General features: G+C 69.7%; 19 protein-coding genes. 11 read left to right on the plus strand and 8 right to left on the minus strand.

All coding sequences use genetic code 11. The annotated features are described in order from the left end of the window. Positions 1 to 71: 71 nt before the first annotated feature. Both ACQCO7_RS21285 and ACQCO7_RS21290 read right to left on the minus strand, forming a co-directional pair. Positions 72 to 1,553 carry a glycosyltransferase family 87 protein gene (locus tag ACQCO7_RS21285; RefSeq protein ID WP_338684471.1) on the minus strand — a complete coding sequence of 494 codons (1,482 nt, stop codon included), beginning with the start codon at positions 1,551 to 1,553 and terminating at the stop codon, positions 72 to 74. A gap of 174 nt (positions 1,554 to 1,727) precedes the next feature. Next, on the minus strand, positions 1,728 to 4,394 hold the full coding sequence (locus ACQCO7_RS21290; RefSeq protein ID WP_464073336.1) for a transglycosylase domain-containing protein: 2,667 nt from the start codon (positions 4,392 to 4,394) through the stop codon (positions 1,728 to 1,730). 363 nt (positions 4,395 to 4,757) lie between these two features. Here ACQCO7_RS21290 and ACQCO7_RS21295 point away from each other — a divergent pair, with 363 nt between their 5' ends. From ACQCO7_RS21295 to ACQCO7_RS21310, 4 genes are all read left to right on the plus strand, one after another. Beyond that, positions 4,758 to 5,438 (plus strand): PadR family transcriptional regulator, encoded by a 681-nt coding sequence (locus ACQCO7_RS21295; protein ID WP_338684474.1) that lies wholly within the window; start codon positions 4,758 to 4,760, stop codon positions 5,436 to 5,438. 43 nt (positions 5,439 to 5,481) lie between these two features. Further along, a complete protein-coding gene (locus ACQCO7_RS21300; RefSeq protein WP_338684476.1) occupies positions 5,482 to 6,564 on the plus strand; it encodes an inositol-3-phosphate synthase in 1,083 nt (360 codons plus the stop codon). Between the two features lie 158 nt (positions 6,565 to 6,722). Further along, positions 6,723 to 7,985, plus strand: a complete 1,263-nt coding sequence (locus tag ACQCO7_RS21305) for an MFS transporter (protein ID WP_464073337.1) — start codon at positions 6,723 to 6,725, stop codon at positions 7,983 to 7,985. Positions 7,986 to 8,120: 135 nt separating this feature from the next. Further along, complete coding sequence (locus tag ACQCO7_RS21310) at positions 8,121 to 8,591, plus strand: LppU/SCO3897 family protein (protein WP_464073338.1); 471 nt, start codon at positions 8,121 to 8,123, stop codon at positions 8,589 to 8,591. Positions 8,592 to 8,700: 109 nt separating this feature from the next. Here ACQCO7_RS21310 and ACQCO7_RS21315 read toward each other — a convergent pair whose 3' ends face one another. After that, positions 8,701 to 10,098: a CCA tRNA nucleotidyltransferase gene (locus ACQCO7_RS21315; protein ID WP_464073339.1), complete on the minus strand. Its 1,398-nt coding sequence runs from the start codon at positions 10,096 to 10,098 to the stop codon at positions 8,701 to 8,703. 281 nt (positions 10,099 to 10,379) lie between these two features. On the opposite strand from ACQCO7_RS21315, the gene ACQCO7_RS21320 reads away from it, so the two are divergent. The 7 genes from ACQCO7_RS21320 to trxA all read left to right on the plus strand — a co-directional run bounded on the left by ACQCO7_RS21320 (position 10,380) and on the right by trxA (position 19,988). After that, the gene (locus tag ACQCO7_RS21320) at positions 10,380 to 12,704 is read left to right on the plus strand and encodes a DUF6049 family protein (protein WP_464073340.1); all 2,325 of its coding nucleotides are present in this window, start codon (positions 10,380 to 10,382) and stop codon (positions 12,702 to 12,704) included. A gap of 44 nt (positions 12,705 to 12,748) precedes the next feature. Then, positions 12,749 to 15,049, plus strand: a complete 2,301-nt coding sequence (gene murJ, locus ACQCO7_RS21325; RefSeq protein WP_464073341.1) for a murein biosynthesis integral membrane protein MurJ — start codon at positions 12,749 to 12,751, stop codon at positions 15,047 to 15,049. A 137-nt stretch (positions 15,050 to 15,186) separates the two neighbouring features. Next, positions 15,187 to 16,893, plus strand: a complete 1,707-nt coding sequence (locus ACQCO7_RS21330; protein ID WP_464073342.1) for a protein kinase family protein — start codon at positions 15,187 to 15,189, stop codon at positions 16,891 to 16,893. Positions 16,894 to 16,919: 26 nt separating this feature from the next. Next, entirely contained in the window at positions 16,920 to 17,645 is a 726-nt protein-coding gene (sigM, locus tag ACQCO7_RS21335) for an RNA polymerase sigma factor SigM (protein ID WP_464073343.1), read from the plus strand. Further along, the gene (locus ACQCO7_RS21340) at positions 17,642 to 18,490 is read left to right on the plus strand and encodes an anti-sigma factor (RefSeq protein WP_464073344.1); all 849 of its coding nucleotides are present in this window, start codon (positions 17,642 to 17,644) and stop codon (positions 18,488 to 18,490) included. The genes sigM and ACQCO7_RS21340 overlap by 4 nt, the downstream gene beginning before the upstream one ends. A gap of 159 nt (positions 18,491 to 18,649) precedes the next feature. Further along, positions 18,650 to 19,615, plus strand: a complete 966-nt coding sequence (trxB, locus tag ACQCO7_RS21345; protein ID WP_464073345.1) for a thioredoxin-disulfide reductase — start codon at positions 18,650 to 18,652, stop codon at positions 19,613 to 19,615. Positions 19,616 to 19,655: 40 nt separating this feature from the next. Beyond that, positions 19,656 to 19,988, plus strand: a complete 333-nt coding sequence (gene trxA / locus ACQCO7_RS21350; RefSeq protein WP_050372705.1) for a thioredoxin — start codon at positions 19,656 to 19,658, stop codon at positions 19,986 to 19,988. 104 nt (positions 19,989 to 20,092) lie between these two features. On the opposite strand, the gene ACQCO7_RS21355 is transcribed toward trxA, so the two are convergent. From ACQCO7_RS21355 to ACQCO7_RS21375, 5 genes are all read right to left on the minus strand, one after another. Beyond that, positions 20,093 to 20,710: an N-acetyltransferase family protein gene (locus tag ACQCO7_RS21355; protein WP_464073346.1), complete on the minus strand. Its 618-nt coding sequence runs from the start codon at positions 20,708 to 20,710 to the stop codon at positions 20,093 to 20,095. 330 nt (positions 20,711 to 21,040) lie between these two features. After that, the gene (locus ACQCO7_RS21360; RefSeq protein ID WP_464073347.1) at positions 21,041 to 22,138 is read right to left on the minus strand and encodes a ParB/RepB/Spo0J family partition protein; all 1,098 of its coding nucleotides are present in this window, start codon (positions 22,136 to 22,138) and stop codon (positions 21,041 to 21,043) included. Beyond that, on the minus strand, positions 22,135 to 23,208 hold the full coding sequence (locus tag ACQCO7_RS21365; RefSeq protein WP_464073348.1) for a ParA family protein: 1,074 nt from the start codon (positions 23,206 to 23,208) through the stop codon (positions 22,135 to 22,137). The genes ACQCO7_RS21360 and ACQCO7_RS21365 overlap by 4 nt, the downstream gene beginning before the upstream one ends. A 234-nt stretch (positions 23,209 to 23,442) precedes the next feature. Continuing rightward, entirely contained in the window at positions 23,443 to 24,159 is a 717-nt protein-coding gene (rsmG, locus tag ACQCO7_RS21370; RefSeq protein WP_010353461.1) for a 16S rRNA (guanine(527)-N(7))-methyltransferase RsmG, read from the minus strand. Positions 24,160 to 24,299: 140 nt separating this feature from the next. Further along, the gene (locus tag ACQCO7_RS21375; protein WP_409115683.1) at positions 24,300 to 24,812 is read right to left on the minus strand and encodes a Jag family protein; all 513 of its coding nucleotides are present in this window, start codon (positions 24,810 to 24,812) and stop codon (positions 24,300 to 24,302) included. Between the last annotated feature and the right edge of the window lie 7 nt (positions 24,813 to 24,819).

Consider the following 24,819-nt stretch of genomic DNA (forward strand, 5'->3'; position numbering starts at 1 on the left):
CCGTACGCGACATCCCACGTACGGCCTTCTGCGTACCCCATCAGGGCCGTTCGCCCAGAGCGAACGGCCCGTCAGGTCTCCTTGCCCCAGCTGACCTGCGGCCCGTCGAGCGGCTCGTCCCTGCGCAGCGCGGCCCCGACGGAGCTGAGGACGAAACGGTCCTCGGCGCCGTCCAGCACCCCGCCGGACGGGTCGTCGTCCCCGCTCTGGCGTACGACGTCCCGCTCGGGCATGAGGATGTCGCGGACGACCATCCCGCAGAAGTAGAGCGTGCCCAGCAGGTGGAAGAGGATGGCCCAGTCGTAGCCGTCCTGGGAGAGGCCCTTGTGGGCGTCTCCGCTGGTCGTGTACGCGAGGTACATCCAGATCCCGAGGAAGTACGCGACCTCGCACGCCTGCCAGACGAGGAAGTCGCGCCACTTGGGCCGGGCGAGCGCCGCGAGCGGCACCAGCCACAGGACGTACTGCGGCGAGTAGACCTTGTTGGTGACGATGAACGCGGCCACCACCAGGAAGGCGAGTTGCGCGAAGCGCGGGCGGCGCGGGGCGGTCAGGGTGAGGATCGCGATGCCGAGGAAGCACAGCAGCACGAGCAGCGTGGCCAGCGTGTTGACGCTGTCGGTGGTGAGCGGGTCGGAGGATTTCTGGGCCATGATCAGCCAGAAGGAGCCGAAGTCGACGCCCCGCTCCTGGCTGAACGTGTAGAACTTCGACCAGCCGTCGAAGGCGAACAGCATCACCGGCAGGTTGACCACGAGCCAGGCGACCGCGGCGCCCCCGAATGCCTTGCCGAAGTCCTTCCACTTGCCCGCCCGCCAGCACAGCAGGAACAGCGGCCCGAGCAGGAAGACGGGGTAGAGCTTGGCGGCCGTGGCGAGCCCCAGGAGGACCCCGAAGGCCAGCGAGCGGCCCCGCGCCCACATCAGCATCGCCGCGGCCGTCAGGGCGCCCGCCAGCAGGTCCCAGTTGATGGTGGCGGTCAGCACGAAGGCGGGCGCCAGGGCGACCAGCAGACCGTCCCAGGGGCGGCGGGCGTGCGTCCGGGAGACGCAGACCGCGATGACCGCGGCGCAGATCATCAGCAGCCCCGCGTTGACCATCCAGTACCACTGTTCCTGGTGCTGGATGGTGCCGCTGTGCGGGGTGAGCCAGCTCGCGACCTGCATGAACACGCCGGTCAGCACCGGGTATTCGAGGTACTGCATATCGCCGGCGAACTGGTCGAAGTACGGCACGAGCCCGTCGGCGAAGCCGCGTCCCTGGTAGAGGTGCGGGATGTCCGAGTAGCAGGCGTGCGTGTACTGCGTGGAGGCGCCGAAGAACCAGCCGCCGTCGTAGCAGGGCGCCTTCTGGATCAGCCCGAGGGCGAACATCCCGATCGCCACGAGGGCGATGACCCGGACGGGGGTCCACCAGGACGTCCCGGTCAGGGCACGCCGTCCGATGGGTCCGCCGATCAGCTCGCTGCCGGCCTCGGCGATCCGGTCTTCCTTGGTGGGCCGTACCGGGGCCGGCTCGTGCTCGGTCGCGGGCGTCGATTCTGCACTGGGCATGGCGCACATCCTGCCGTACCGGCCTGGGAAAAAACTGAGGGCCGCCGCACCTCGTCCGGTGCGACGGCCCTCAAGGGTTCGGGGGGCGCTCCCCGGTGGCCGGGGGACGCTCTTCGTTTCACGTGAAACATCGCGATGTTTCACGTGAAACGCCCGAGTCGGGCAAGTGGCCCGTTATCCGGTGGAGGTGCCTCCTGAGTTCGCTCCCCCGAAGAGGCCGCCCGAGCTGCCTCTGGACGTGTCCCCGGTGTCGTCGCTCGGCGACGGCGACGGACTCGGTCCGGTACCGCCGTTGTCGCCGCCCTCCGTGGTGCCCGCGTCCGTGCCGCCGTTCTCGCACCCGAAGCCGAAGGCGCCGCAGGTGTCGGACGGGCTCGGCGAGGGCGAGGGGCTGTTCTGGCTGGGCGACGGGCTCGGCGACGAACTCGGCTCGTCGCTCTCGGAGGCCGAGGGCGACGGGCTCGGCGACGGCTCGGGGTTGAGGACCTCACCGATCGGCTCCGGCTCCGGGAACGCCTTCACGGGCTGGCCCTTGAGGGCCTCCTCCATGTAGTCGTGCCAGATCTCCGCCGGGAACGAGGCGCCGTGGATCTTCTTCTGGCCACCCGTGCCGAACATCTTCAGGAACTCACGGTTCTTGTTGGTCTCGTCGTCGTCGTACCGGAACATCGTGATCGCGGTCGACAGCTGCGGGGTGTACCCGACGAACCAGGCGGACCGGTTGCCGTCGGTCGTGCCGGTCTTGCCCGCCACGTCACGGCCGGTGAGCTGGGCGGCCGTACCGGTGCCCTTGTCGACGACGGTCTTGAGGATGTCGGTGACGTTGTCGGCGACCTTCTTGGTGAAGGCGTCCTTGGAGACGGTCTCGTGCTTGAAGGCCACACCCTTGCCCGTGGCCTCCTTGACGGAGAACGGCTCGCGCTGCTGGCCGCTGGCCGCGAAGGTGGCGTACGAGGACGCCATGCGGATCGCGCTGGGGTCGGAGATGCCGATGGAGAACGACGGGAAGTTGGTGCCCGTCAGACTGCCCGGTTTCAGACCGGCGCTGACCGCGGCCTCCTTCACCTTGTCCAGGCCGACGTCCATGCCGAGCTGTACGAAGGCGGAGTTCACGGACTCGCGCATCGCCTCGCGCAGGTCGATCTTGAAGTCGGGCGGGTTGCCCAGGGAGACGTCGCCGTCGTTGGTCTGGAGCCACTCCCCGCCCTTGTCGTCCTTCCAGACGTTGCCGTCGTACTCCTTGATCTTGAGCTTGTTCTTGCCGCTGAACATGCTCTTGGGGGAGACGATGGTGCGCTCGTCCTGGGCCTGGGAGGTGCCGAGGTCCGGGTTGCGCACACCCCAGGTCATCGCGGCGGCGAGGACGAAGGGCTTGAAGGTCGAACCGACCTGGGCACCGGTCTGGTCGGCGTTGTTGGTGAAGTGCTGGGTGGAGTCCGTACCGCCGTAGATCGCCTCGATGGCACCCGAGTCCGGGTTGACCGAGGCGCCGCCGAACTGGACGTGTGTGTCCGTCAAGGGACGCTGCTCGGGCTTGATGTTGGCGTCCTGGACCGCCTTGACCGACTTCTCCAGCTCGTCGACCTTCTTCTTGTCGAAGGTCGTGTAGATCGAGAGGCCACCGCGCTGGAGCCGGTCCTGGCTGATCCCGGTCGTCTGCTCGTTCGTCACCAGGTAGGCGTTCGCGAGGTCGACCAGGTAGCCGGTCTGGCCCTTCAGGTTGGTGTTCGAGCGGGGGTTCTGCCACTTGGGGAGCGTCGTGTACTTCGCCCGCTCCGCCGCGTCGAGGTGGCCGTACTCGACCATCTTGTTCAGGGTGTCCTGCATCTGGCGCGTGGCCCGGATGGTGTTCTTCTCGGCCGAGGCGTTCGGGTCGACGGACGGCAGGCCCGCCGGGTCGTAGTACGTCGCGCCCTTCAGCATCGCCGCCAGGAAGGCGCACTCACCGGGGTCGAGTTCCCTGGCCTTCTTGTCGAAGTACGCGTGCGCGGCGGCCTCGATGCCGTAGGCGTTGCGCCCGTAGTAGGCCGAGTTCAGGTACCCGGCCATGATCTCGTCCTTGGAGACGTCGTTGCCGACCTTGATCGACACGAAGATCTCCTTGAGCTTGCGGGAGATCGTCTGCGACTGGTCGGCGAGCATGGCGTTCTTGACGTACTGCTGGGTGATCGTGGAACCACCCTGCGTCTGGCCGCCCCGGGCCATGTTGAAGACGGCGCGGGCGATGCCCTTGGGGTCGATGCCGCTGTCCGTGTAGAAGGACTTGTTCTCCTGCGAGATGACCGCGAACTGCATCGCCTTGGGGATCTCGGGGAGATCGACGATCTGGCGGTTCGTCTCCCCCCCGGTGGCGACCATCTGGGAGCCGTCGCCCCAGTAGTAGACGTTGTTCTGCGACGTGGCGGTCTTGTCTAGCTCCGGGATGCCCACGAAGGCGTACGCGACGCTCGCCGCGGCCATGAGGCTGCCGAAGAAGGCGAGGCACAGCCCGGTGACGAGCTTCCAGGACGGCACCCAGCGCTGCCAGCCGTACTTGTCCTGGCGCGGGTAGTCGATCAGGCGCTTGCGGCCGGAGGGCTGACGGCCCCGGCCGCGTCCGGGACCTGGATCGGGTGCCTTGCGGCGGCCCCCTGCGGAAGGTCTCTGCGCTGCGCGCCGGGCGTCGGCCCGGCCGCCGGACGGCCGTTCCTCGGCTCCCGACTGGTACAGACCGTCGGAAGGGGACCCGGTGTCGCCCCGCGGTGCCGCGCGGCGGCCGGAGGACGAGCCGGACTGGCCGCGCCGGGCCGCGGCACGTCCGCCTCCTTGCGGCTGCGACTGTTTGCGACGGTGCTCGCTCATCGAACGACTACTCCTCGGGCAGGCGCACCCGTGGGCGCCTGGAAACAACGGCGGCTTTTTTCCGGTCCCCCCGATGTACGGACGCGGCCGGTATCGCATTCATCCGTACGGCAGCGGGGGCGGTGGCGCCCTCCGGCGTCACATGGCTCCCGGTGGTCTGCATGGCGCACACACTACGCACCGCCAAAACCCGTCGAGCTCCGAAGTTCACCCCAAATCAGGCAAGTTGATTCGAACGTTTCGGTGATGTGATCCCGTTCACCGATCTCCCCCTTGTCCGCTCCGGAAGGTCGTTCTATCGTCGTGATGTATCGAGTCGATACATCGGAGCGGCATAGACATGTCGGGGACGGAGGAGGAGTGATGAGCCGGCGGTCAGGAATCCTCGAGTTCGCCGTCCTCGGACTGCTCCGCGAGTCCCCGATGCACGGCTATGAGCTGCGCAAACGACTCAACACCTCGCTGGGCGTGTTCCGGGCCTTCAGCTACGGCACGCTCTACCCCTGCCTCAAGACGCTGGTCGCGAACGGCTGGTTGATCGAAGAGGCGGGGAACACCCCCGAGGAAGCCCCGGCCGTCCCGCTCACGGGACGCCGCGCCAAGATCGTCTACAGGTTGACGGCGGAGGGCAAGGAACACTTCGAGGAACTCCTCTCACAGACCGGGCCCGACGCCTACGAGGACGAGCACTTCGCCGCTCGCTTCGCGTTCTTCGGGCAGACCTCCCGTGACGTGCGCATGCGCGTCCTGGAGGGCCGGCGCAGCCGTTTGGAGGAACGGCTGGAGAAGATGCGCGCCTCGCTCGCGCGCACCCGGGAGCGCCTCGACGACTACACGCTCGAACTCCAGCGCCACGGGATGGAGTCCGTGGAGCGCGAAGTGCGCTGGCTGAACGAGCTGATCGAGAGCGAGCGGGCGGGCCGGGATCTCAAGAGCCCCGCCCATGGAGAACCCGCTCGTGACACCACAGAGGGAGCGCCGGGCGTCCTGCCCCGGACCGGGGACACCTCCGGTCCGGATACGCCCGGCGACACCACCACGTGAGGCTCCTGCCAGGGCCTCACTCATACAACAGGGAGCAACCGGAATGGGTTCGGTTCGCGTAGCCGTCGTCGGTGTGGGTAACTGCGCCGCGTCGCTGGTGCAGGGAGTCGAGTACTACAAGGACGCCGACCCGGCGTCCAAGGCACCGGGCTTGATGCATGTGCAGTTCGGCGATTACCACGTCCGTGACATCGAGTTCGTCGCCGCCTTCGACGTGGACGCGAAGAAGGTCGGCCTCGACCTCGCGGACGCGATCGGCGCGTCGGAGAACAACACCATCAAGATCTGCGACGTCCCGCGCACCGGTGTGAAGGTCCGGCGGGGCCACACCCTCGACGGTCTCGGCAAGTACTACCGCGAGACCATCGAGGAGTCCGAGGCCGAACCGGTCGACGTCGTCAAGATCCTCAAGAAGAAGCAGGTCGACGTCCTCGTCTGCTACCTGCCCGTCGGTTCCGAGGCCGCGGCGAAGTTCTACGCCCAGTGCGCCATCGACGCCAAGGTCGCCTTCGTCAACGCCCTCCCGGTCTTCATCGCCGGGACGAAGGAGTGGGCGGACAAGTTCACCGAGGCCGGTGTCCCGATCGTCGGTGACGACATCAAGTCGCAGGTCGGCGCCACGATCACGCACCGCGTCATGGCGAAGCTGTTCGAGGACCGGGGCGTGATCCTGGACCGCACGATGCAGCTGAACGTCGGCGGCAACATGGACTTCAAGAACATGCTGGAGCGCGACCGCCTGGAGTCCAAGAAGATCTCCAAGACGCAGGCCGTCACCTCCCAGATCCGCGACCGTGAACTGGGCGCCGACAACGTCCACATCGGCCCGTCCGACTACGTCGCCTGGCTCGACGACCGCAAGTGGGCGTACGTCCGCCTGGAGGGCCGCGCGTTCGGCGACGTCCCGCTGAACCTGGAGTACAAGCTGGAGGTCTGGGACTCCCCGAACTCCGCCGGTGTCATCATCGACGCCGTGCGCGCCGCGAAGATCGCCAAGGACCGCGGCATCGGCGGCCCGATCCTCTCCGCGTCCTCGTACTTCATGAAGTCCCCGCCGGTCCAGTACTTCGACGACGAGGCCCGCGAGAACGTCGAGAAGTTCATCCGCGGCGACGTCGAGCGCTAAGCACCACCCCGGCGAGCCGTGTTTCACGTGAAACATCGCGTTCCCGTTTCACGTGAAACACAGTCAGCCACCCACCGAAATTCGCTCCTGCCAGGGCTCATCAGAAAGGTCCCCGGGTCGACCGACCCGGGGACCTTTCCCTGTGTGAGGCTGTGCCCATGTCCGTCGTCCGTGATCTGCGCGTCCTGCTGCGCCTGGAGAACTTCCGCCGTCTGCTCGCCGTACGGCTGCTCTCCCAGTGCGCGGACGGCGTCTACCAGGTCGCGCTGGCGACGTACGTCGTCTTCTCCCCGGAGAAGCAGACCTCGCCCGGTGCGATCGCCTCCGCGATGGCGGTCCTGCTGCTGCCGTACTCCCTCGTCGGCCCCTTCGCCGGCGTCCTGCTCGACCGCTGGCGGCGCCGGCAGGTTTTTCTGTACGGCAATCTCCTGCGCGCGAGCCTCGCCTCGGTCACGGCCGTGCTGATCCTGGCCGACGTCCCGGACTGGCTCTTCTACGCCTCCGCGCTGTGCGTCACCGCCGTCAACCGCTTCGTCCTCGCGGGACTGTCCGCCGCGCTGCCCCGGGTGGTCGACGCCGAGCGGCTGGTCGTCGCCAACTCCCTCTCGCCGACGGCCGGAACGCTCGCGGCGACGGCGGGCGGCGGCCTCGCCTTCGGCGTACGGATCCTGGCCGCCGACTCCGACGCGGCGGTGGTCCTGCTGGGGGCGGCGCTGTATCTCTGCTCGGCGCTGGCGTCCCTGCGGCTCGCCGTCGAGCTGCTCGGCCCCGAACTCGGTCCGGTCCGGCCCCGGTTGGCGGACGCCCTGCGCGGTACGGCCCGGGGGCTCGCGGCCGGGGTGCGGCACCTCACCGCGCCGCAACGACGCGCCGCCGCGTGGGCGCTCGGCTCGATGACCCTCATGCGATTCTGCTACGGCGCCCTCACCGTCACGGTGCTGATGCTCTGCCGGTACGCCTGGTCCTCGAACCCCGACGACGGTCTCGCCCTCCTCGGTCTCGCCGTCGGCATCTCCGGCGCGGGCTTCTTCGTGGCCGCGCTGGTGACTCCGTCGGCTGCGGGGCGGCTCGGTCCCGTCCGCTGGATCGTCACCTGCGCAGCGGCTGCCGCGCTCCTGGAACCGGCGCTCGGCCTGACCTTCGCCCAGCTCCCCGTCCTGGTGCTGGCGTTCCTCCTGGGCCTCGTCACGCAGGGCGCGAAGATCGCCACCGACACGATCGTCCAGTCCGCCGTGGACGACGCCTACCGCGGCCGGATCTTTTCGCTCTACGACGTCCTCTTCAACGTCGCGTTCGTCGGCGCGGCGGGCGTCGCGGCGCTCATGCTGCCGCCGGACGGGCGTTCAATCTCGCTGGTGATAACAATCGCCGTTATCTACGCGACAGTAGCTGCTGCTATGCGGCGTTTTGCCCGTTCGTAAGGTTCACGTCAAGGTCACAGATCATTTTTACGTACCGGCGATGTCAGTGGTGGCCGGTATTTTACGTGGGTCTTATCTCGCGCCGGGCGTTCGGACGTCCGGCGCGCGTATCCACGTTCCAGGGGGACCCTCCGCATGACTACTCCGCCGCCTCAGGGCCAGAACCCGTACGCCCAGCAGCCCGCGCCGATGGGCCAGCAGCAGACCCAGCCGTACGGCCAGTACCCGGCCCAGGGTGCACCGTTCCAGGGAGCGCCGGTTCCGCCCGCGCCGCCGAAGCGGAAGAAGAAGCTGGCCCGCGTCCTCGGCGTCGTCGCGGTCGCGGTGGTCGCCATCGTCGTCAAGCTGGGTATCGGCGCGGTGTTCAGCAGCGACACCGAAGCCGAGGGCACCTCGGTCGGCGCCTGCATGCACAACGACGGCACCAACTCCAAGCCCGACCTCACCGAGGTCGACTGCTCGTCGAGCAAGGCCGAGTACAAAGTCGTCCAGAAGTTCGACGACACCAGCGACGACTCGAAATGCGAGGCCGTCAAGGAGGCCACCGTCTCCTACTACCAGATCGGCGCCGGCCACAACGTCGTGCTGTGCCTGAAGGACGTCTGATCGGGCCCTGCTGATCGGGCTCCGCCCGAGAGGTTCTGAGGGGCGATGTTTCACGTGAAACATCGCCCCTCTTCGTGTTCTCACTCGCCGTGTTTCACGTGAAACACACTCACTCCTGCTCCGCCCACCACTCCTTGAGCGCCCCCACCGCCGCGTCGTACTCCATCGGCCCGTTCTCCAGCCGCAGCTCCAGCAGGAACTTGTACGCCTTCCCGATCGCCGGCCCCGGACCGACCCCCAGGATCTCCATGATCTGGTTGCCGTCGAGGTCGGGGCGGATCGCGTCCAGTTCCTCCTGCTTGCCGAGTTCGGCGATCCGCTCCTCCAGCCCGTCGTACGCACGCGAGAGGCTCACGGCCTTGCGGCGGTTGCGGGTCGTGCAGTCGGAGCGGGTCAGCTTGTGGAGGCGGGTGAGCAGCGGACCGGCGTCACGGACATAGCGGCGAACTGCGGAGTCGGTCCACTCGCCGGCGCCGTAGCCGTGGAAGCGCAGGTGGAGTTCGACGAGCCGGGAGACGTCCTTCACCAGCTCGTTGGAGTACTTCAGGGCCGTCATCCGCTTCGCGGTCATCTTCGCGCCGACCACCTCGTGGTGGTGGAAGGAGACGCGGCCGTCGTCCTCGAAGCGCCGGGTGCGCGGCTTGCCGATGTCGTGGAGGAGGGCCGCGAGGCGCAGGACGAGGTCGGGGCCGTCCTCCTCCAGGGCCATCGCCTGCTCCAGGACGATCAGCGTGTGGTCGTACACGTCCTTGTGCCGGTGGTGCTCGTCGCTCTCCAGACGGAGCGCGGGCAGCTCGGGCAGGACGCGGTCGGCGAGGCCGGTGTCGACGAGGAGGGTGAGGCCCTTGCGGGGGTGCGCGGAGAGGATCAGCTTGTTCAGCTCGTCCCGGACACGCTCGGCGGAGACGATCGTGATCCGCTCGGCCATGTCCGTCATCGCGGTGACGACCTCGGGGGCGACCTCGAAGTCGAGCTGGGCGGCGAACCGCGCGGCCCGCATCATCCGCAGGGGGTCGTCCGAGAAGGAGTCCTCCGGGGTGCCGGGGGTCCGCAGGACGCGCGCGGCGAGGTCGTCCAGGCCGCCGTGCGGGTCGATGAAGGTCCGCTCGGGGAGGGCGAGGGCCATCGCGTTGACGGTGAAGTCCCGGCGGACGAGGTCCTCCTCGATGGAGTCGCCGTAGGACACCTCGGGTTTGCGGGAGGTCCGGTCGTACGCCTCGGAGCGGTAGGTGGTGACCTCGATCTGCCAGCCGTCCTTCTGCGCGCCCACCGTCCCGAAGGCGATCCCGACCTCCCACACCGCGTCCGCCCACGGCCGGATGATCTTGAGGACGGCCTCGGGACGGGCGTCGGTCGTGAAGTCGAGGTCGTTGCCGAGCCGGCCCAGCAGCGCGTCCCGGACCGAGCCGCCGACCAGGGCGAGAGAGAACCCGGCCTCCTGGAATCGGCGGGCGAGGTCGTCGGCGACGGGCGCGACGTCGAGGTTGTCTTTGTTGGCGTTCGGCACAACAGAAAAGGGTACGTGGCCCCGGGGGCGCGGGGCTCCCGGATTACGGGCGGCAAACCCCGTGAAGACAGCCCGCCCGATACCTGCACAGAACCCGCGCGCACCCCGTCCAGAGGCGCTCCCCTATATAAGGGCCCCTTTACAAGGACACATTGGGGACGCCTCGCCCGCACTTCCCGATCTTGTGGACCAGTCCGCGGCACTTACCTTCTGCGCGCATCGTTACCATGCGTGGACGCACATTCCGACGACCACTGACGACGACGAGGGACGGCGAACGCGTGGCCGAGGCGGCAGACAACCCGGGGTCGACCCCCTCACCTGCCCGCCGCTGGCTGCGGCGCACCGGAGCACTGCTCGCGGGCGCGCCTCTGCTGGCCGGGCTGCTGCTGCCCGCTGCCACGACGGCGCAGGCGGCGCCCGCAGCACCCAAAGAGGCGTCCGACGCGGGCACGGTGTCCGTCGCCGTCGACGCGCTCACGCCGAGCGTCCCGAAGGACGGCGACACGCTGACCGTGTCCGGCACGGTGACGAACAACGGCAAGCAGGCGGTGACCGACGCGCACGTCGATCTGCGCGTGGGCTCCGTGCTGACGACCCGCTCGGCGATCGCGGGCGCCGCCAAGCGCTCCGACTCCGTGTCCGGCGCGAGCGGCAGCCCGGTGGGCGGGGCGTACACGGCGAAGTTCGCGACGCTCACACCGGGCGTGGCCCAGCCGTTCACGATCGCCGTCCCGGTCGACAAGCTGGAGCTGGACGGCGACGGGATCTACCCGCTGGGCGTCACGCTCTCCGGCGAGACGGCCGCGCAGTCCTGGGACCAGGTGCTGGGCGCGCAGCGGACGTTCCTGCCGTGGCAGTCGGACGAGCCGGACGCGACGACGAGGACGACCGTCCTGTGGCCGCTGATCTCGACGGTGCACGTGACGGCGGAGACGGGCTCGAACCAGCAGCAGACCCCGGTCTTCCTCAACGACGACCTCGCGGCGGAGATCGCGCCCGGCGGCCGTCTCGAACAGCTCGTGGCGCTGGGCAGGACCCTGGACGTCACCTGGGTGATCGACCCGGACCTGCTGGCGTCCGTGGACGCGATGAGCGGCGGCTACCGCGTCCAGGCCGGCGACGACACCACCGTCGCGGGCACCCACTCGGCCGTCGCGAAGCAGTTCCTGGACGACCTCCAGGGCGCCGTGACCGGCAAGGAGGTCGTCGCGCTGCCGTTCGCCGACCCCGACCTGGCCGCCCTCGCGCACAACGGCACGAACGTCACGGGCACGCTGAGCCAGCTCAAGGCCGCCACGGACGTCGCCGCGACCACGGTGGAGACCGTCCTGCACGTCACCCCGTCCACGGACTTCGCGTGGCCGGTGAACGGCGCCGTCGACCCGTCGATCGTCAAGGTCGCGACCTCGGCGGGCGCCGACAAGGTGATCGCCCGCAGCGACAGCCTGGAGGACGACCTGTCGTACGCGCCCTCCGCGGCCCGCCCGATCGGCGGCGGCACCACGGCGGTCGTCGCGGACTACCGGCTGTCGGCGGCGTTCCAGGGCGACCTGACCAGCGCCTCGGCAGCGACGCTCGCCGTACAGAACTTCCTGGCGCAGAGCCTTTCGCTGAACCTCCAGAACGACAAGCAGCGCAGTGTCGTCGTCGCGCCGCAGCGGATGCCGACCGCCGCGCAGGCGCAGGCGCTCGCGAAGGCCGTGACCGCGTTGCAGGGCGGCCCCTGGTCCGAGGCGCAGGGGCTGGCGGCGACCGCGGCGGTCAAGCCCGACCCGGGTGCCACCACGACCGTGCCGGGCAGGTCGTCGTACTCGTCGTCGCTGCGCAAGCAGGAGATGGCGAAGACGGCGTTCCAGGACATCGCGAACACGCAGGACAAGCTCGACAACTTCAAGGTGATCCTGACCGACCAGTCGCGGGTCGTGACCCCCTTCGGGCGGGCCATAAACCGCGAGATGTCGACGTCGTGGCGCGGGCGCGGCACGGCGGCGGGCTCCTACCGGCAGGGCGTCGCGGCGCATCTGACGACGCTCACCGACCAGGTCCGGCTGATCGACAAGTCGGAGATGAAGCTCTCCGGGCGCAGCGCCACGATCCCGGTGACCGTGCAGAACAGCCTGGTGCAGGGCGTCGACCACCTGGTCCTGCGGATCACGTCGACGAACCCGACGCGGCTGGAGATCGCCGGCCACGACTGGGACGAGCAGGACATCGCGGTCTCCGGCGGGCACAGCACGAGCGTGAAGTTCACCACGTCCGCCAACACCAACGGCAAGACGACGGTGATCGCGCAGCTCTACACCCAGGACGGCCAGCCGTACGGCAAGGAAGTCGTCTTCGACGTGAAGGTCACCGAGATCACGGCCACCGTCATGCTGGTCATCGGCGGCGGCTTCCTGCTGCTCGTCCTGGCCGGCTTCCGGATGTACACCCAGCGCAAGCGCGCCACCGCCCGCGCGGCACAGAGCGACGCGGACGAGCCCACCGAGGAGTCCACCGCCCGGCCGGGGGAAGACGACCCGCAGCAGCCGAGTGACGAGTCACCGGACACCGCAGCGGAAAGCACGGACCCGTCCGGCACGGGTGAGAGAGTGGACCGTTGAGGATGTCGTGGCCGGTCGGCCCGGGACGATGAGGTGGGGTAACCATGAACGCGCCGTACGACGGTGACCGCGGCCAGGGCGTGGGCGGCTCGGGCCACCCCGAGGGCCCGCCGCCGCCCGAGCACGGCCAGGTGCCGCAGCAGCCCGTCGACCCGTACCTCCAGGACGCCTTCGCCCAGGACCCCTACCGCGCGCAGGACCTCACCGCGCAGGACCCGGTCACCGAGGCGCTGTACGACCGCGCCGCGCACCCCCCGCCGCCGCCCGGCACCTACCCGGGCCCGCTCTACGGCCAGCCGCAGCAGTCGCCGTACGCCCCCGACCCGCAGGTCTGGGCCCAGCCCCCGGCGCCCGAGCCCGAGGGGCCGACGCAGTACCTGCCGTACGGCGACGACGCGCGCACCACGCAGTTCGTGGGCGTGGACGACCTGGTGACGCACTCCGGCGAGGAGCAGCCGCAGCCGGACGCGTTCGCGCACCTCTTCCGCGACCAGGGACAGGGCGGCGCGCCTCGGCCCCCCCGGACGCCGCGCCCGCAGACCGACCGTCCGCACATGGAGAACCCGCAGGTGCCGGCGCCGCAGTACCCGGTGCCCGCCGACGACCGGACGATGAACCTCACGGCGGCGGTCCCCGAGCCCTCCGAGCCGGTCCCCGCCTCCGCCGCTGCCGCCTCCGGCGCTCCCGCCTCCGCTCCGGCTCCGGCGAAGAAGGGCGGCAAGGCCGCCGGGCTGCTGAAGTCCAGCGCGGTGATGGCGGCCGGCACGATGGTCTCGCGCCTCACCGGCTTCGTCCGCTCCGCGATGATCGTCTCGGCGCTCGGCGTCGGCCTCCTCGGCGACACCTTCCAGGTCGCCTACCAGCTCCCGACGATGATCTACATCCTGACCGTCGGCGGCGGCCTCAACTCCGTCTTCGTGCCGCAGCTCGTGCGCGCGATGAAGGAGGACGACGACGGCGGCGAGGCGTTCGCCAACCGCCTGCTGACCCTCGTCATGGTCGCCCTCGGCGTGCTGACGGCCGCGTCGATCTTCGGCGCGCCGCTGCTGATCCGTCTGCTGTCGGACTCCGTCGCCAGCGACCCGGCCGCCAACAACGTCGGCGTCACCTTCGTCCAGTACTTCCTGCCGTCCATCTTCTTCATGGGCGTACACGTCGTGATGGGCCAGATCCTCAACGCGCGCGGCAAGTTCGGCGCGATGATGTGGACGCCGGTCCTCAACAACATCGTCATCATCGTGACGCTGGGCATGTTCATCTGGGTCTACGGCACCGCCGCCGACTCCGGGATGAAGGTCACCAACATCCCGCCGGAGGGCCAGCGCCTGCTCGGCGTCGGCATCCTGCTCGGGCTCGTCGTCCAGTCGCTCGCGATGATCCCGTACCTGCGGGAGACCGGCTTCCGGATGCGGCTGCGCTTCGACTGGCGCGGCCACGGCCTCGGCAAGGCCGTCACCCTCGCGAAGTGGACGTTCCTGTTCGTCCTCGCCAACCAGGCGGGCGCGCTCGTCGTCTCCCAGCTGTCCACCATGGCCGGCAAGGACTCGCCGGTCGACGGCACCGGCTTCGCCGCCTACGCCAACGCGCAGCTGATCTGGGGCCTGCCGCAGGCCATCATCACCGTCTCGCTGATGGCCGCGCTGCTGCCGCGCCTCGCCCGCTCGGCCGCCGAGCACGACGCGGGAGCGGTCCGCGACGACATCTCGCAGGGCCTGCGCACCACGGCCGTCGCCATCGTCCCGATCGCCTTCGGCTTCCTCGCCCTCGGCATCCCGATGTGCACCCTGATCTTCGGCTCCTCCGGCACCTCGTCGGCCACGAACATGGGCTTCATGCTGATGGCCTTCGGCCTCGGCCTGATCCCCTACTCCGTGCAGTACGTCGTCCTGCGCGCGTTCTACGCGTACGAAGACACCCGCACCCCCTTCTACAACACGGTCATCGTCGCCGCCGTGAACGCGGGCGCCTCGGCGCTGTGTTACTTCGTCCTGCCGGCCCGCTGGGCGGTGATCGGCATGGCCGCCGCGTACGGTCTGGCGTACGCGATCGGCGTCGGGGTCGCCTGGGCGCGGCTGCGTAAGCGGCTCGGCGGCGACCTCGACGGCGCGCGCGTGCTGCGGACGTACGCGCGGCTGTGCATCGCCTCGGTGCCGGCCGCGCTGCTCAGCGGCGCCGCCTGCTACGGCATCGCCCACGCCCTCGGGCAGGGCGTGCTCGGCTCGTTCGCCGCGCTGCTGGCGGGCGGTGTGGTCCTGCTCGGAGTCTTCTTCGTGGCCGCACGGCGGATGCGGATCGAGGAGCTCAACTCGCTCGTCGGTATGGTGCGCGGACGACTCGGTCGCTGACCGGGGGCAAGCGCACAACCATCGTCCGCCGCCGTGTGTCGTGCATAGCGGCGGACTGTGGGCACAATTGGTTCGGTGTCGAACGGCGTGCACGATCGCCGACGACACGCGATGACTAGGGGAGGCAGGGAGCGACGGTGGCGGAACGGAGCACGGCTGCCGTCGACGTGGCAGCGAACGGTGGCGCCGAGCCGCCGACCGCACAGGCGGACGAGTCCACGGCCGACGGCGTGGCCCAGAACCGGGAGCGGGACACGGACAGCGACGAGGTACAGGGGAGTGACGGGACGGAGCGTCCCGGGAAGACCTCGGCACCGGAGCTGCACAGCGGCCACAAACTTGCCAGACGGTACCGGCTCGAAGAGTGCGTCACCCGTCTGGACGGGTTCAGCAGTTGGCGCGCGGTCGACGAGAAACTCCGCCGCGCGGTCGGCGTCCACCTCCTGCCGGCCGACCACGCGCGAGCGCGGTCCGTGCTGGCGGCGGCCCGCTCGGCGGCGCTGCTCGGCGATCCGCGGTTCGTGCAGGTGCTGGACGCCGTCGAGGAGAACGACCTCGTGTACGTCGTCCACGAGTGGCTGCCCGACGCGGTCGAGCTGACCGCGCTGCTGGCCGCAGGGCCCCTGGAGCCGCACGACGCGTACCAGATGGTCAGTCAGCTCGCCGCGGCCATGGCTGCCGCCCACCGCGAGGGCCTGTCCCACCTGCGGCTCACGCCGGGCACCGTGCTGCGGACCTCCACCGGGCAGTGGCGTATCCGCGGGCTCGCGGTGAACGCGGCGCTGCGCGGCATGTCCTCCGACACCCCGCAGCGCACCGACACCGAGGCGATCGGCGCCCTGCTGTACGCGGCGCTCACCCAGCGCTGGCCGTACGAGAACGACGCGCACGGCCTGGCCGGGCTGCCCAAGGGCGTCGGCCTGATCGCCCCCGACCAGGTCCGCGCGCACGTCCACCGCGGCCTGTCCGAGCTGGCGATGCGGGCCCTCGTCAACGACGGCGCGACCGCCTCCCGGCACGAGGCCGCGTGCACGACGCCGGAGGAACTGGTCAAGGCGATCGGCGAGATGCCCCGCATCCGCCCCCCGGAGCCGGTCTTCACCGCGCCCCCGGAGTACCAGCGCACCACCTACCAGCAGGGCACGTACGGCCGTCCGGCCCCCCACGTCACCCAGCCGGTCCCGGCCCCGCCGCCCCCGCTCCAGAGCCGCACCGGCAAGGCCCTGAAGTGGGCGGTCTCCGCCCTGCTCATCGCCGCCCTCGGCCTCGGCAGCTGGCAGCTCGCGGAGGCCCTCATCGGCCAGCGGGACTCCGACACCAACCAGACCCAGACGGACGACGACGGCGACAAGCCGAGCACGGCACCGAAGCCGGTCAAGACGCTGCCGATCGAGGACGCCGCCGAGTACTACCCGGACGGCAAGCCGCAGCACCCGAGCGACGTGGGGCTGACCTACGACAAGAAGGCGTCCACGTACTGGCGGACGTACACGTTCAACGAAGGCCCCGCCCTCGCCCCCTTCAAGCAGGGTCTCGGCATCGTCTACGACCTCGGCTCCGAGCAGGAGCTGTCGGGTGCGTCGATAGAGCTGCTCTACGGCGGTGACCACACGACCGGCGCGCTGTACGCCACCGACTCCCTCTCCTCCTCGGCTCCGCTCAGCTCGATGACGAAGATCGCCGAGAAGGAGACGAAGAGCAGCCAACTCACGTTCTCCGCCAAGTCCGCGGTGAAGACGCGGTACGTTCTCGTATGGCTGACGGCGCTGCCGTACTCGGGCGCGGACCAGTACAACGGCGCCGGCTACAAGCAGGCCATAACGAACGTGAAGTTCACGGGCTGACATCTCACCGGAGGGGGAGGAGGCCGATGGCGGAAGGCGCCGGGTTCGACGGTGTGAGCGATTCCGATCTGCTCGCCCGTCATGTGCAAGGCGACCCCGACGCCTTCGGTGAGATCGTGCGGCGCCACCGTGACCGGCTGTGGGCCGTCGCGCTGCGGACGCTGGGGGACCGGGAGGAGGCCGCCGACGCCGTGCAGGACGCGCTGGTGTCGGCGTACCGGGCCGCCCACACCTTCCGGGGGCAGTCGGCCGTCACGACCTGGCTGCACCGCATCACCGTGAACGCCTGTCTGGACCGGGCCCGCAAGGCCGCCTCGCGCAAGACCTCGCCGGTCGACGACACCGAGCGCCTCGAACAGCTCCTGGAACCCCACGAGTCGGCCTCGGCGCCGGTCGAGCGGGGCGATCTGCACCGGCAGCTCATCGAGGCCCTGGGCACCCTGCCTCCGGACCAGCGCGCCGCCCTCGTCCTCGTCGACATGCAGGGCTATCCCGTCGCCGAGGCGGCCAAGGTGCTCGACGTCCCCACCGGAACCGTGAAGAGCCGCTGCGCCAGAGGGCGCGCGAGACTCCTCCCCCTGCTCACCCATCTCCGGCCGGAGAACAGCGGCGCCGAGAAGGAGCCGGACACCAGACGGAACCAGGGAGCGGGGACATCCGTCCCACCGGCAGCGGATCCCTGCGAAAAGGGTCCGGACGGAGCCGGGACCGGCGATTCAGCTACCGCGAAGGGCGGAGGTGGGCGAGCGTGACATCGACGACGGACACGGCCGGGCACCCGGACGTCGCTGAACTCTCCGACCTCACCGAGGGCCTCCCCACACCGTCCCGGACCACGGAACTGCGCCGGCATCTGGGCGGGTGCGAGGTCTGCGCCGACACGTACGCGTCGCTGGCGGAGATCCGGGAACTCCTCGGGACGCTGTCGGAGCCGGTGGCGATGCCGGAGGATGTCGTCCTGCGGATCGACGCGGCACTGGCGGCGGAGGCGGGAACGTCCGAAGAGACGGCGACCGAAGGTGCCGATGTTTCACGTGAAACATCGGTCGCTGATCGCCCCTCCGGTCATGCCCGTACTGCCACCACCGGCCCCGGCCGCAAGGGCACGAGCAAGGACCGCCCCCGCACCCGCCGCCGCAAAGCAGCCGTCCTCGGCGTCTTCACGGCCGCAGCCCTGGGACTGGGCTCCGTCCTGCTCTCCTCCCTCATGAGCGAGGGAGACGGCGGGAGCCGTGCCACAGCGGCGGACACCTTCTCCCAAGGCACCCTCCAGGACTCCGTGGGCACCGCCCTCCAGACCGACCGGTCGTCGTCCCGCTCCCCGAAGGGCGAGGTCGGTATCCAGGGCACGGTCGAGAGCCCTCAGGTGTTCAGCGCGCCGAACGTCCCGTCCTGCGTCCTGAAGGGCACGGCCCGCACGGACCCGGCGCTCGCCTCGAAGCCAGGCGTCTACGAGGGCAAGGACGTCCTCCTCGTCGTCTTCCGCAACGCCTCCGACCGCACCCACGTCGACGCCTACCTCGTCGACCGCGCCTGCGAACAGCACCCCGCCACCCGCGCCGACGTGCTGCTCAAGCGCTCCTACGCCCACCCGTAACCCCCAGCGCCCCGTCCACCGCGTCGACCGCCGCGCCCGCGTCCCCGTGTGCCCGGACACACCGGGAATGCACGCCCCTTAATATCCGTTGGGTGGGGTGAGAGCGCAGTGATACTCCCCCCGGTCGAACGACGCAGACCAGAGACGAGGAACCTAGCCGTGAGCGACGTCCGTAACGTGATCATCATCGGCTCCGGGCCCGCCGGCTACACGGCGGCCCTCTACACCGCGCGCGCGTCGCTGAAGCCGCTGGTGTTCGAAGGCGCCGTCACGGCAGGCGGCGCCCTGATGAACACCACCGAGGTGGAGAACTTCCCGGGCTTCCGCGACGGCATCATGGGCCCCGACCTGATGGACAACATGCGCGCCCAGGCGGAGCGCTTCGGCGCCGAGCTGATCCCGGACGACATCGTGTCCGTCGACCTCACCGGCGAGATCAAGACCGTCACGGACACCGCCGGCACGGTCCACCGGGCGAAGGCCGTCATCGTCACGACCGGCTCCCAGCACCGCAAGCTCGGGCTGCCGAACGAGGACGTACTCTCCGGGCGCGGTGTCTCGTGGTGCGCCACCTGTGACGGCTTCTTCTTCAAGGACCAGGACATCGCCGTGATCGGCGGCGGCGACACCGCGATGGAGGAGGCGACGTTCCTCTCGCGCTTCGCCCGGTCCGTGACGATCGTCCACCGCCGGGACTCCCTGCGCGCCTCCAAGGCGATGCAGGAGCGTGCCTTCGCCGACCCGAAGATCAAGTTCGTCTGGGACAGCGAGGTCGCCGAGATCCAGGGCGAGCAGAAGCTCGCGGGGCTGAAGCTGCGCAACCTCAAGACCGGTGAGCTGTCCGACCTCCCGGTGACCGGCCTGTTCATCGCGATCGGCCACGACCCGCGCACCGAGCTCTTCAAGGGCCAGCTCGGCCTGGACGGCGAGGGCTACCTGAAGGTCGAGGCGCCGTCGACCCGGACCAACCTGACCGGTGTCTTCGCGGCGGGTGACGTCGTGGACCACACCTACCGCCAGGCGATCACCGCCGCCGGTACCGGCTGCTCCTCCGCGCTCGACGCCGAGCGTTTCCTCGCGGCCCTCGCGGACGAGGAGCAGGCCGCCGAGAAGACCACCGTCTGACCCCCTCTTCCCCCCTGCACAGAAGATCTAAGGAGCCCCTGTGGCCGGCACCCTCAAGCATGTGACCGACGCCGACTTCGAAGAGGTCGTCCTCAAGAGCGACAAGCCCGTCCTGGTGGACTTCTGGGCCGAGTGGTGCGGCCCGTGCCGCCAGATCGCGCCCTCCCTCGAAGCGATCGCCGCCGAGTACGGCGAGAAGATCGAGATCGTCAAGCTGAACATCGACGAGAACCAGGAGACGGCGCTCAAGTACGGCGTCATGTCGATCCCGACCCTGAACGTCTACCAGGGCGGCGAGGTCGCCAAGACGATCGTCGGCGCCAAGCCGAAGGCCGCGATCCTGCGCGACCTGGACGAGTTCATCGCCGAGTAAGGCTCAGCACCGAGTAAGACTCAGCGCCGAGTGAGGCGATGTTTCACGTGAAACATCGAAGGGCCGACCCGTGAGGGCCGGCCCTTTCTCGTGCCCCGAAGGCGTCACAGCGGTCTCAGCACCGGCTCCTTCTGTACCGCCCCCAGCAACCGGTCCAGCGCCAGCTCCACATCTTCCTTCCAGGAGAGCGTCGTCCGCAGCTCCAGCCGCAGCCGAGGGTGCACGGGATGCGGCCGGACCGTCTTGAAGCCGACCGCCAGCAGATGGTCAGCGGGCAGCACACAGGACGGCTCGTCCCACCGCGCGTCCCCGAACGCCTCGACCGCCCTGAACCCCCGCCTCAGCAGATCCTTGGCGACCGTCTGGACCATCATCCGCCCGAGCCCCTGCCCCTGATACCCCGGCAGGATGAACCCGGTCATCAGCTGCACGGCATCCGGCGAGACCGGACTCGTGGGGAACGCCGTGGAGCGCGGCACATAGGCGGGCGGCGCGTACAGCACGAACCCGACGGGTGCCTCGTCGACATAGGCGACCCGCCCGCAGGACCCCCAGTCGAGCAGGACGGCGGAGATCCACGCCTCTTTCTCCAGCGCCGGAGTCCCCGCCTTCACCGCTGCTTCGCCGCTGACGGGGTCGAGTTCCCAGAAGACACACGAGCGGCAACGTTGAGGAAGGTCCTGGAGGTTGTCCAGCGTGAGCGGTACGAGCCGACGCCCCATGAAGCCTGTTCCTCGCTTCTCTCGCCCGCGGCGTCGCGAGCGGCTGTCAGGGCGCTGCGTTCTCTGAGCAGACTGCCGACGAACCCGCCGACCGCGCCCAGCCCGAGGCCCGCGCTCACCAGTCCGGTCCGGCTCATCGTTCGCATGGCCTCCGCCCTCCCCCTCAGAGGTGCTGCCCGGTGGATGCGCCATACCCGTCCGCATCGTATCCAGGGAAGCGATGGCCTCGATACGCCGGAAAGGCAAAGAGCGGGCCGTGTTCCGGCACCCACCGGACACGACCCGCCCACCCTCCCGACAGGCCGTCAGACTCCCCTGCCGGCCGGAGACCTACGCCTCCTCTTCCTCACCGCCGCCGCCCTCAAGGAGCCCCTTCTGCAAGGCCGGCCCCTCACCGGGTGCGAGGGAGTCGAGGATGCGCTCCAGATCCTCCATCGACGCGAACTCGACGGTGATCTTCCCCTTCTTCTGCCCCAGGTCGACCTTCACCCGCGTCTCGAAGCGGTCCGAGAGCCGGGTCGCGAGGTCCGACAGCGCCGGGGAGACCCGGGCACCGGCACGCGGCCCCTTGGCCCGCTGCGGCGTCTGCGGCCGGGACCCCATGAGGGTCACGATCTCCTCGACCGCCCGCACCGAGAGCCCCTCGGCGACGATGCGGTGGGCCAGCCGGTCCTGTTCCTCCGAGTCGTCCACGGAGAGCAGCGCGCGGGCGTGCCCGGCGGAGAGCACCCCGGCGGCGACCCGGCGCTGGACGGAGGGGGAGAGCTTCAGCAGCCGCAGGGTGTTGGAGACCTGAGGGCGGGACCGGCCGATACGGTCCGCCAACTGGTCGTGCGTGCAGTTGAAGTCCCTCAGCAACTGGTCGTAGGCCGCGGCCTCCTCCAGCGGGTTGAGCTGGGCCCGGTGGAGGTTCTCCAGGAGCGCGTCCAGGAGAAGCTTCTCGTCGTCCGTGGCCCGCACGATCGCCGGAATGGCCTCCAGCCCCGCCTCGCGGCAGGCCCGCCAGCGCCGCTCGCCCATGATGAGCTCGTAGCGCGAGGGCCCCGTCTGCCGGACGACGACCGGCTGGAGGAGACCGACCTCCTGGATGGAGGTGACCAGCTCGTGCAGCGCGTCCTCGTCGAAGACGTCACGGGGCTGACGCGGGTTGGGGGTGATGTCGTCGAGGGGGATCTCGGCGAAGTGGGCGCCGATGGGCGGCGCCGGCAGCTCCGGGTCGTTCGGCTGCTCTGTTTCACGTGAAACAGGCGCCGGAAGCGTGGCCACCTTCGCCGCGGCCACCCCGCGGTCACCGGTCAGTAGCGGGACCGACGCGGGGGACGTGGAGCCGCCTCCCAGCGCGGCCTGGGCCGGTGTCTTCTCGGTCGGGGCGGCTGGGATCAGTGCGCCCAGGCCGCGGCCCAGGCCGATCTTCCGTCGGTCACTCACTGGATCCCCTCCACCATGTTCGGGTTGTTCTGAGCGCCGATATGGGCGTGGGGAGCCTCATAGCTGAGACCGACGCCCTTCAGCGCGAGCTCGCGTGCCGCCTCAAGATAGGAGAGGGCGCCGCTCGATCCGGGATCGTAGGTCAGCACCGTCTGCCCGTAGCTCGGCGCCTCGGAGATACGGACCGAGCGGGGAATGCTCGTCCGCAGCACCTCCTCGCCGAAGTGGGTGCGCACCTCTTCCGCGACCTGCGACGCGAGGCGCGTCCGGCCGTCGTACATGGTGAGCAGGATGGTCGACACATGCAGCGTGGGGTTGAGGTGCCCCCGTACCAGGTCGACGTTGCGCAGGAGTTGGCCCAGGCCCTCCAGGGCGTAGTACTCGCACTGGATCGGGATGAGGACCTCCGCGCCGGCCACCAGCGCGTTGACCGTCAGGAGGCCCAGCGAGGGCGGGCAGTCGATGAGGACGTAGTCCAGCGGCTGCTCGTACGCCTGGATCGCGCGCTGGAGCCGGCTCTCGCGGGCCACCAGGGAGACCAGCTCGATCTCCGCGCCGGCGAGGTCGATCGTGGCCGGGGCGCAGAAGAGGCCCTCGACGTCCGGGACGGGCTGGACGACCTCGGACAGCGGGCGGCTGTCGACCAGCACGTCGTAGATGGACGGCACTTCGGCGTGGTGGTCGATCCCGAGGGCCGTCGAGGCGTTGCCCTGCGGGTCGAGGTCGACCACCAGGACCCGGCCGCCGTGCAGAGCCAGGGACGCGGCCAGGTTGACGGTCGTCGTCGTCTTGCCCACGCCGCCCTTCTGGTTGGCGACCACGATGATGCGGGTCTGCTCGGGTCGTGGCAGACCCTCACCGGCACGACCCAGCGCCTCTACCGCCACTTGGGCAGCACGACCGATCGGGGTGTCATCCATCGGGGGCGGTGTTTCACGTGAAACATCGTCCCCCAACGGTTCGGTACGGGGACCGGGGACCGGATCGGTCATCGGTCCCGCGATGTTGGCGTCGGACCGCAAGGATTCACTCTCCTCGACATCAGGCTCGCTATGCACAGAGCCTCCCATGCCTCCGGGGTCATGAACCAGCGAGGTCTGGTCTTCTGTGGAGAAATCCACCTCTGTGGACAACTCCGTTCCCTCATCGAGTGAACCGAGAGGCTTACGGTCGCGGGGTTCGGCCGCGGCGCGGCCACGGCTGATGATGCCGTGCAGCAGGGAGCGACGTTTCACGTGAAACACGATGCCCAGCGCCGACCGCCGAACGGCCGCGACACTCCGTCAGATATCTGCCCAAACGCCTTACCTACGGCGTCGGACCCGTCCCGTCCGCGCCGCCTTGGCCCGCTTCGCCGCGAACCGCACCCCGCCGGGGCTCTCGCCGACCTCGACCCGGACGACCGTGGAGAGCGGGTCCACGATGCCCTCGCCGACGTGGAGGATCGACGTCTCGACCGCGCCGAGCTTCGTCAGGGCGGTCGCCGCGCTCTTGAGTTCGTCCTCGGCGGCGTCCCCCTTGAGCGCGAGCATCTCGCCGTAGGGACGGAGCAGGGGGATGCCCCAGGTGGCGAGGCGGTCGAGGGGGGCCACGGCGCGGGCGGTCACGACGTGGACGGGCTGGAGCTTGCCCATGACCTCCTCGGCACGGCCCCGGACGACGGTGACGTGGTCGAGGCCGAGCAGCTCGACGACCTCGTTGAGGAAGTTGGTGCGGCGCAGCAGCGGCTCCAGCAGGGTGATCTTGAGGTCGTCCCGGACCAGCGCGAGCGGGATGCCGGGCAGCCCGGCGCCCGAGCCGACGTCGCACACGGTCACGTCGTCGGGCACCGCCTCGGAGAGCACCGCGCAGTTGAGGATGTGCCGCTCCCAGAGCCGGGGCACCTCGCGGGGGCCGATGAGACCGCGCTGCACGCCCGTCTCGGCCAGCAGCTCGGCGTACCGGACCGCGTCCGCGTAGCGATCGCCGAATACCTCACGAGCCTGCTCGGGCGCGGGGGGGAGTTCCGCTGCCTCCGTCACGGGGACCGTCCTTCCGTACCGCACCGGCGCACCGAGCGCCGGCCGAAACCACAGGGGCTGACAAAAGACCGGCCCCGTCTGCACGACTGGACAGACGGGGCCGGGAAAAACGCGTTGCCTGAACCGGCGTTCTACCGGATTCAGCTGGGGAGCACGACGACGAAGCGCTGGGGCTCCTCGCCCTCGGACTCGCTGCTCAGGCCCGCCGCCTTGACCGCGTCGTGCACGACCTTGCGCTCGAACGGCGTCATGGGCTTGAGGCGGACCGGCTCGCCGGAGTTCTTCGCGTCGGCCGCGGCCTTGGCGCCCAGCTCGGAGAGCTCGGTGCGCTTCTGGGCGCGGTAGCCCGCGATGTCCAGCATCAGCCGGCTGCGGTCACCGGTCTCCCGGTGCACGGCGAGCCGCGTCAGCTCCTGGAGCGCCTCCAGCACCTCGCCGTCGCGGCCGACCAGCTTCTGGAGATCGCGGCCGTGTGCGTCGCTGATGATCGACACAGAGGCACGATCGGCTTCGACGTCCATGTCGATGTCGCCGTCGAGATCGGCGATGTCCAGCAGACCCTCAAGGTAGTCCGCGGCGATCTCGCCCTCCTGCTCCAGGCGGGTCAGGGTGTCTGCACCCTCGGCGGCAGCGGAGGTGGTGCCTTCCGTCACGGGATGA

This window comes from Streptomyces saintjeani (assembly GCF_055409605.1).

Coding starts and splice junctions, on each gene's coding strand:
- ACQCO7_RS21310 (WP_464073338.1), top strand. CDS start 8,121: ATGACTACTCCGCCGCCTCAGGGCCAGAACCCGTACGCCCAGCAGCCC.
- sigM (WP_464073343.1), top strand. CDS start 16,920: ATGGCGGAAGGCGCCGGGTTCGACGGTGTGAGCGATTCCGATCTGCTC.
- murJ (WP_464073341.1), top strand. CDS start 12,749: ATGAACGCGCCGTACGACGGTGACCGCGGCCAGGGCGTGGGCGGCTCG.
- ACQCO7_RS21295 (WP_338684474.1), top strand. CDS start 4,758: ATGAGCCGGCGGTCAGGAATCCTCGAGTTCGCCGTCCTCGGACTGCTC.
- ACQCO7_RS21285 (WP_338684471.1), bottom strand. CDS start 1,553: ATGCCCAGTGCAGAATCGACGCCCGCGACCGAGCACGAGCCGGCCCCG.
- ACQCO7_RS21305 (WP_464073337.1), top strand. CDS start 6,723: ATGTCCGTCGTCCGTGATCTGCGCGTCCTGCTGCGCCTGGAGAACTTC.
- ACQCO7_RS21290 (WP_464073336.1), bottom strand. CDS start 4,394: ATGAGCGAGCACCGTCGCAAACAGTCGCAGCCGCAAGGAGGCGGACGT.
- ACQCO7_RS21300 (WP_338684476.1), top strand. CDS start 5,482: ATGGGTTCGGTTCGCGTAGCCGTCGTCGGTGTGGGTAACTGCGCCGCG.
- ACQCO7_RS21355 (WP_464073346.1), bottom strand. CDS start 20,710: ATGGGGCGTCGGCTCGTACCGCTCACGCTGGACAACCTCCAGGACCTT.
- ACQCO7_RS21365 (WP_464073348.1), bottom strand. CDS start 23,208: ATGGGAGGCTCTGTGCATAGCGAGCCTGATGTCGAGGAGAGTGAATCC.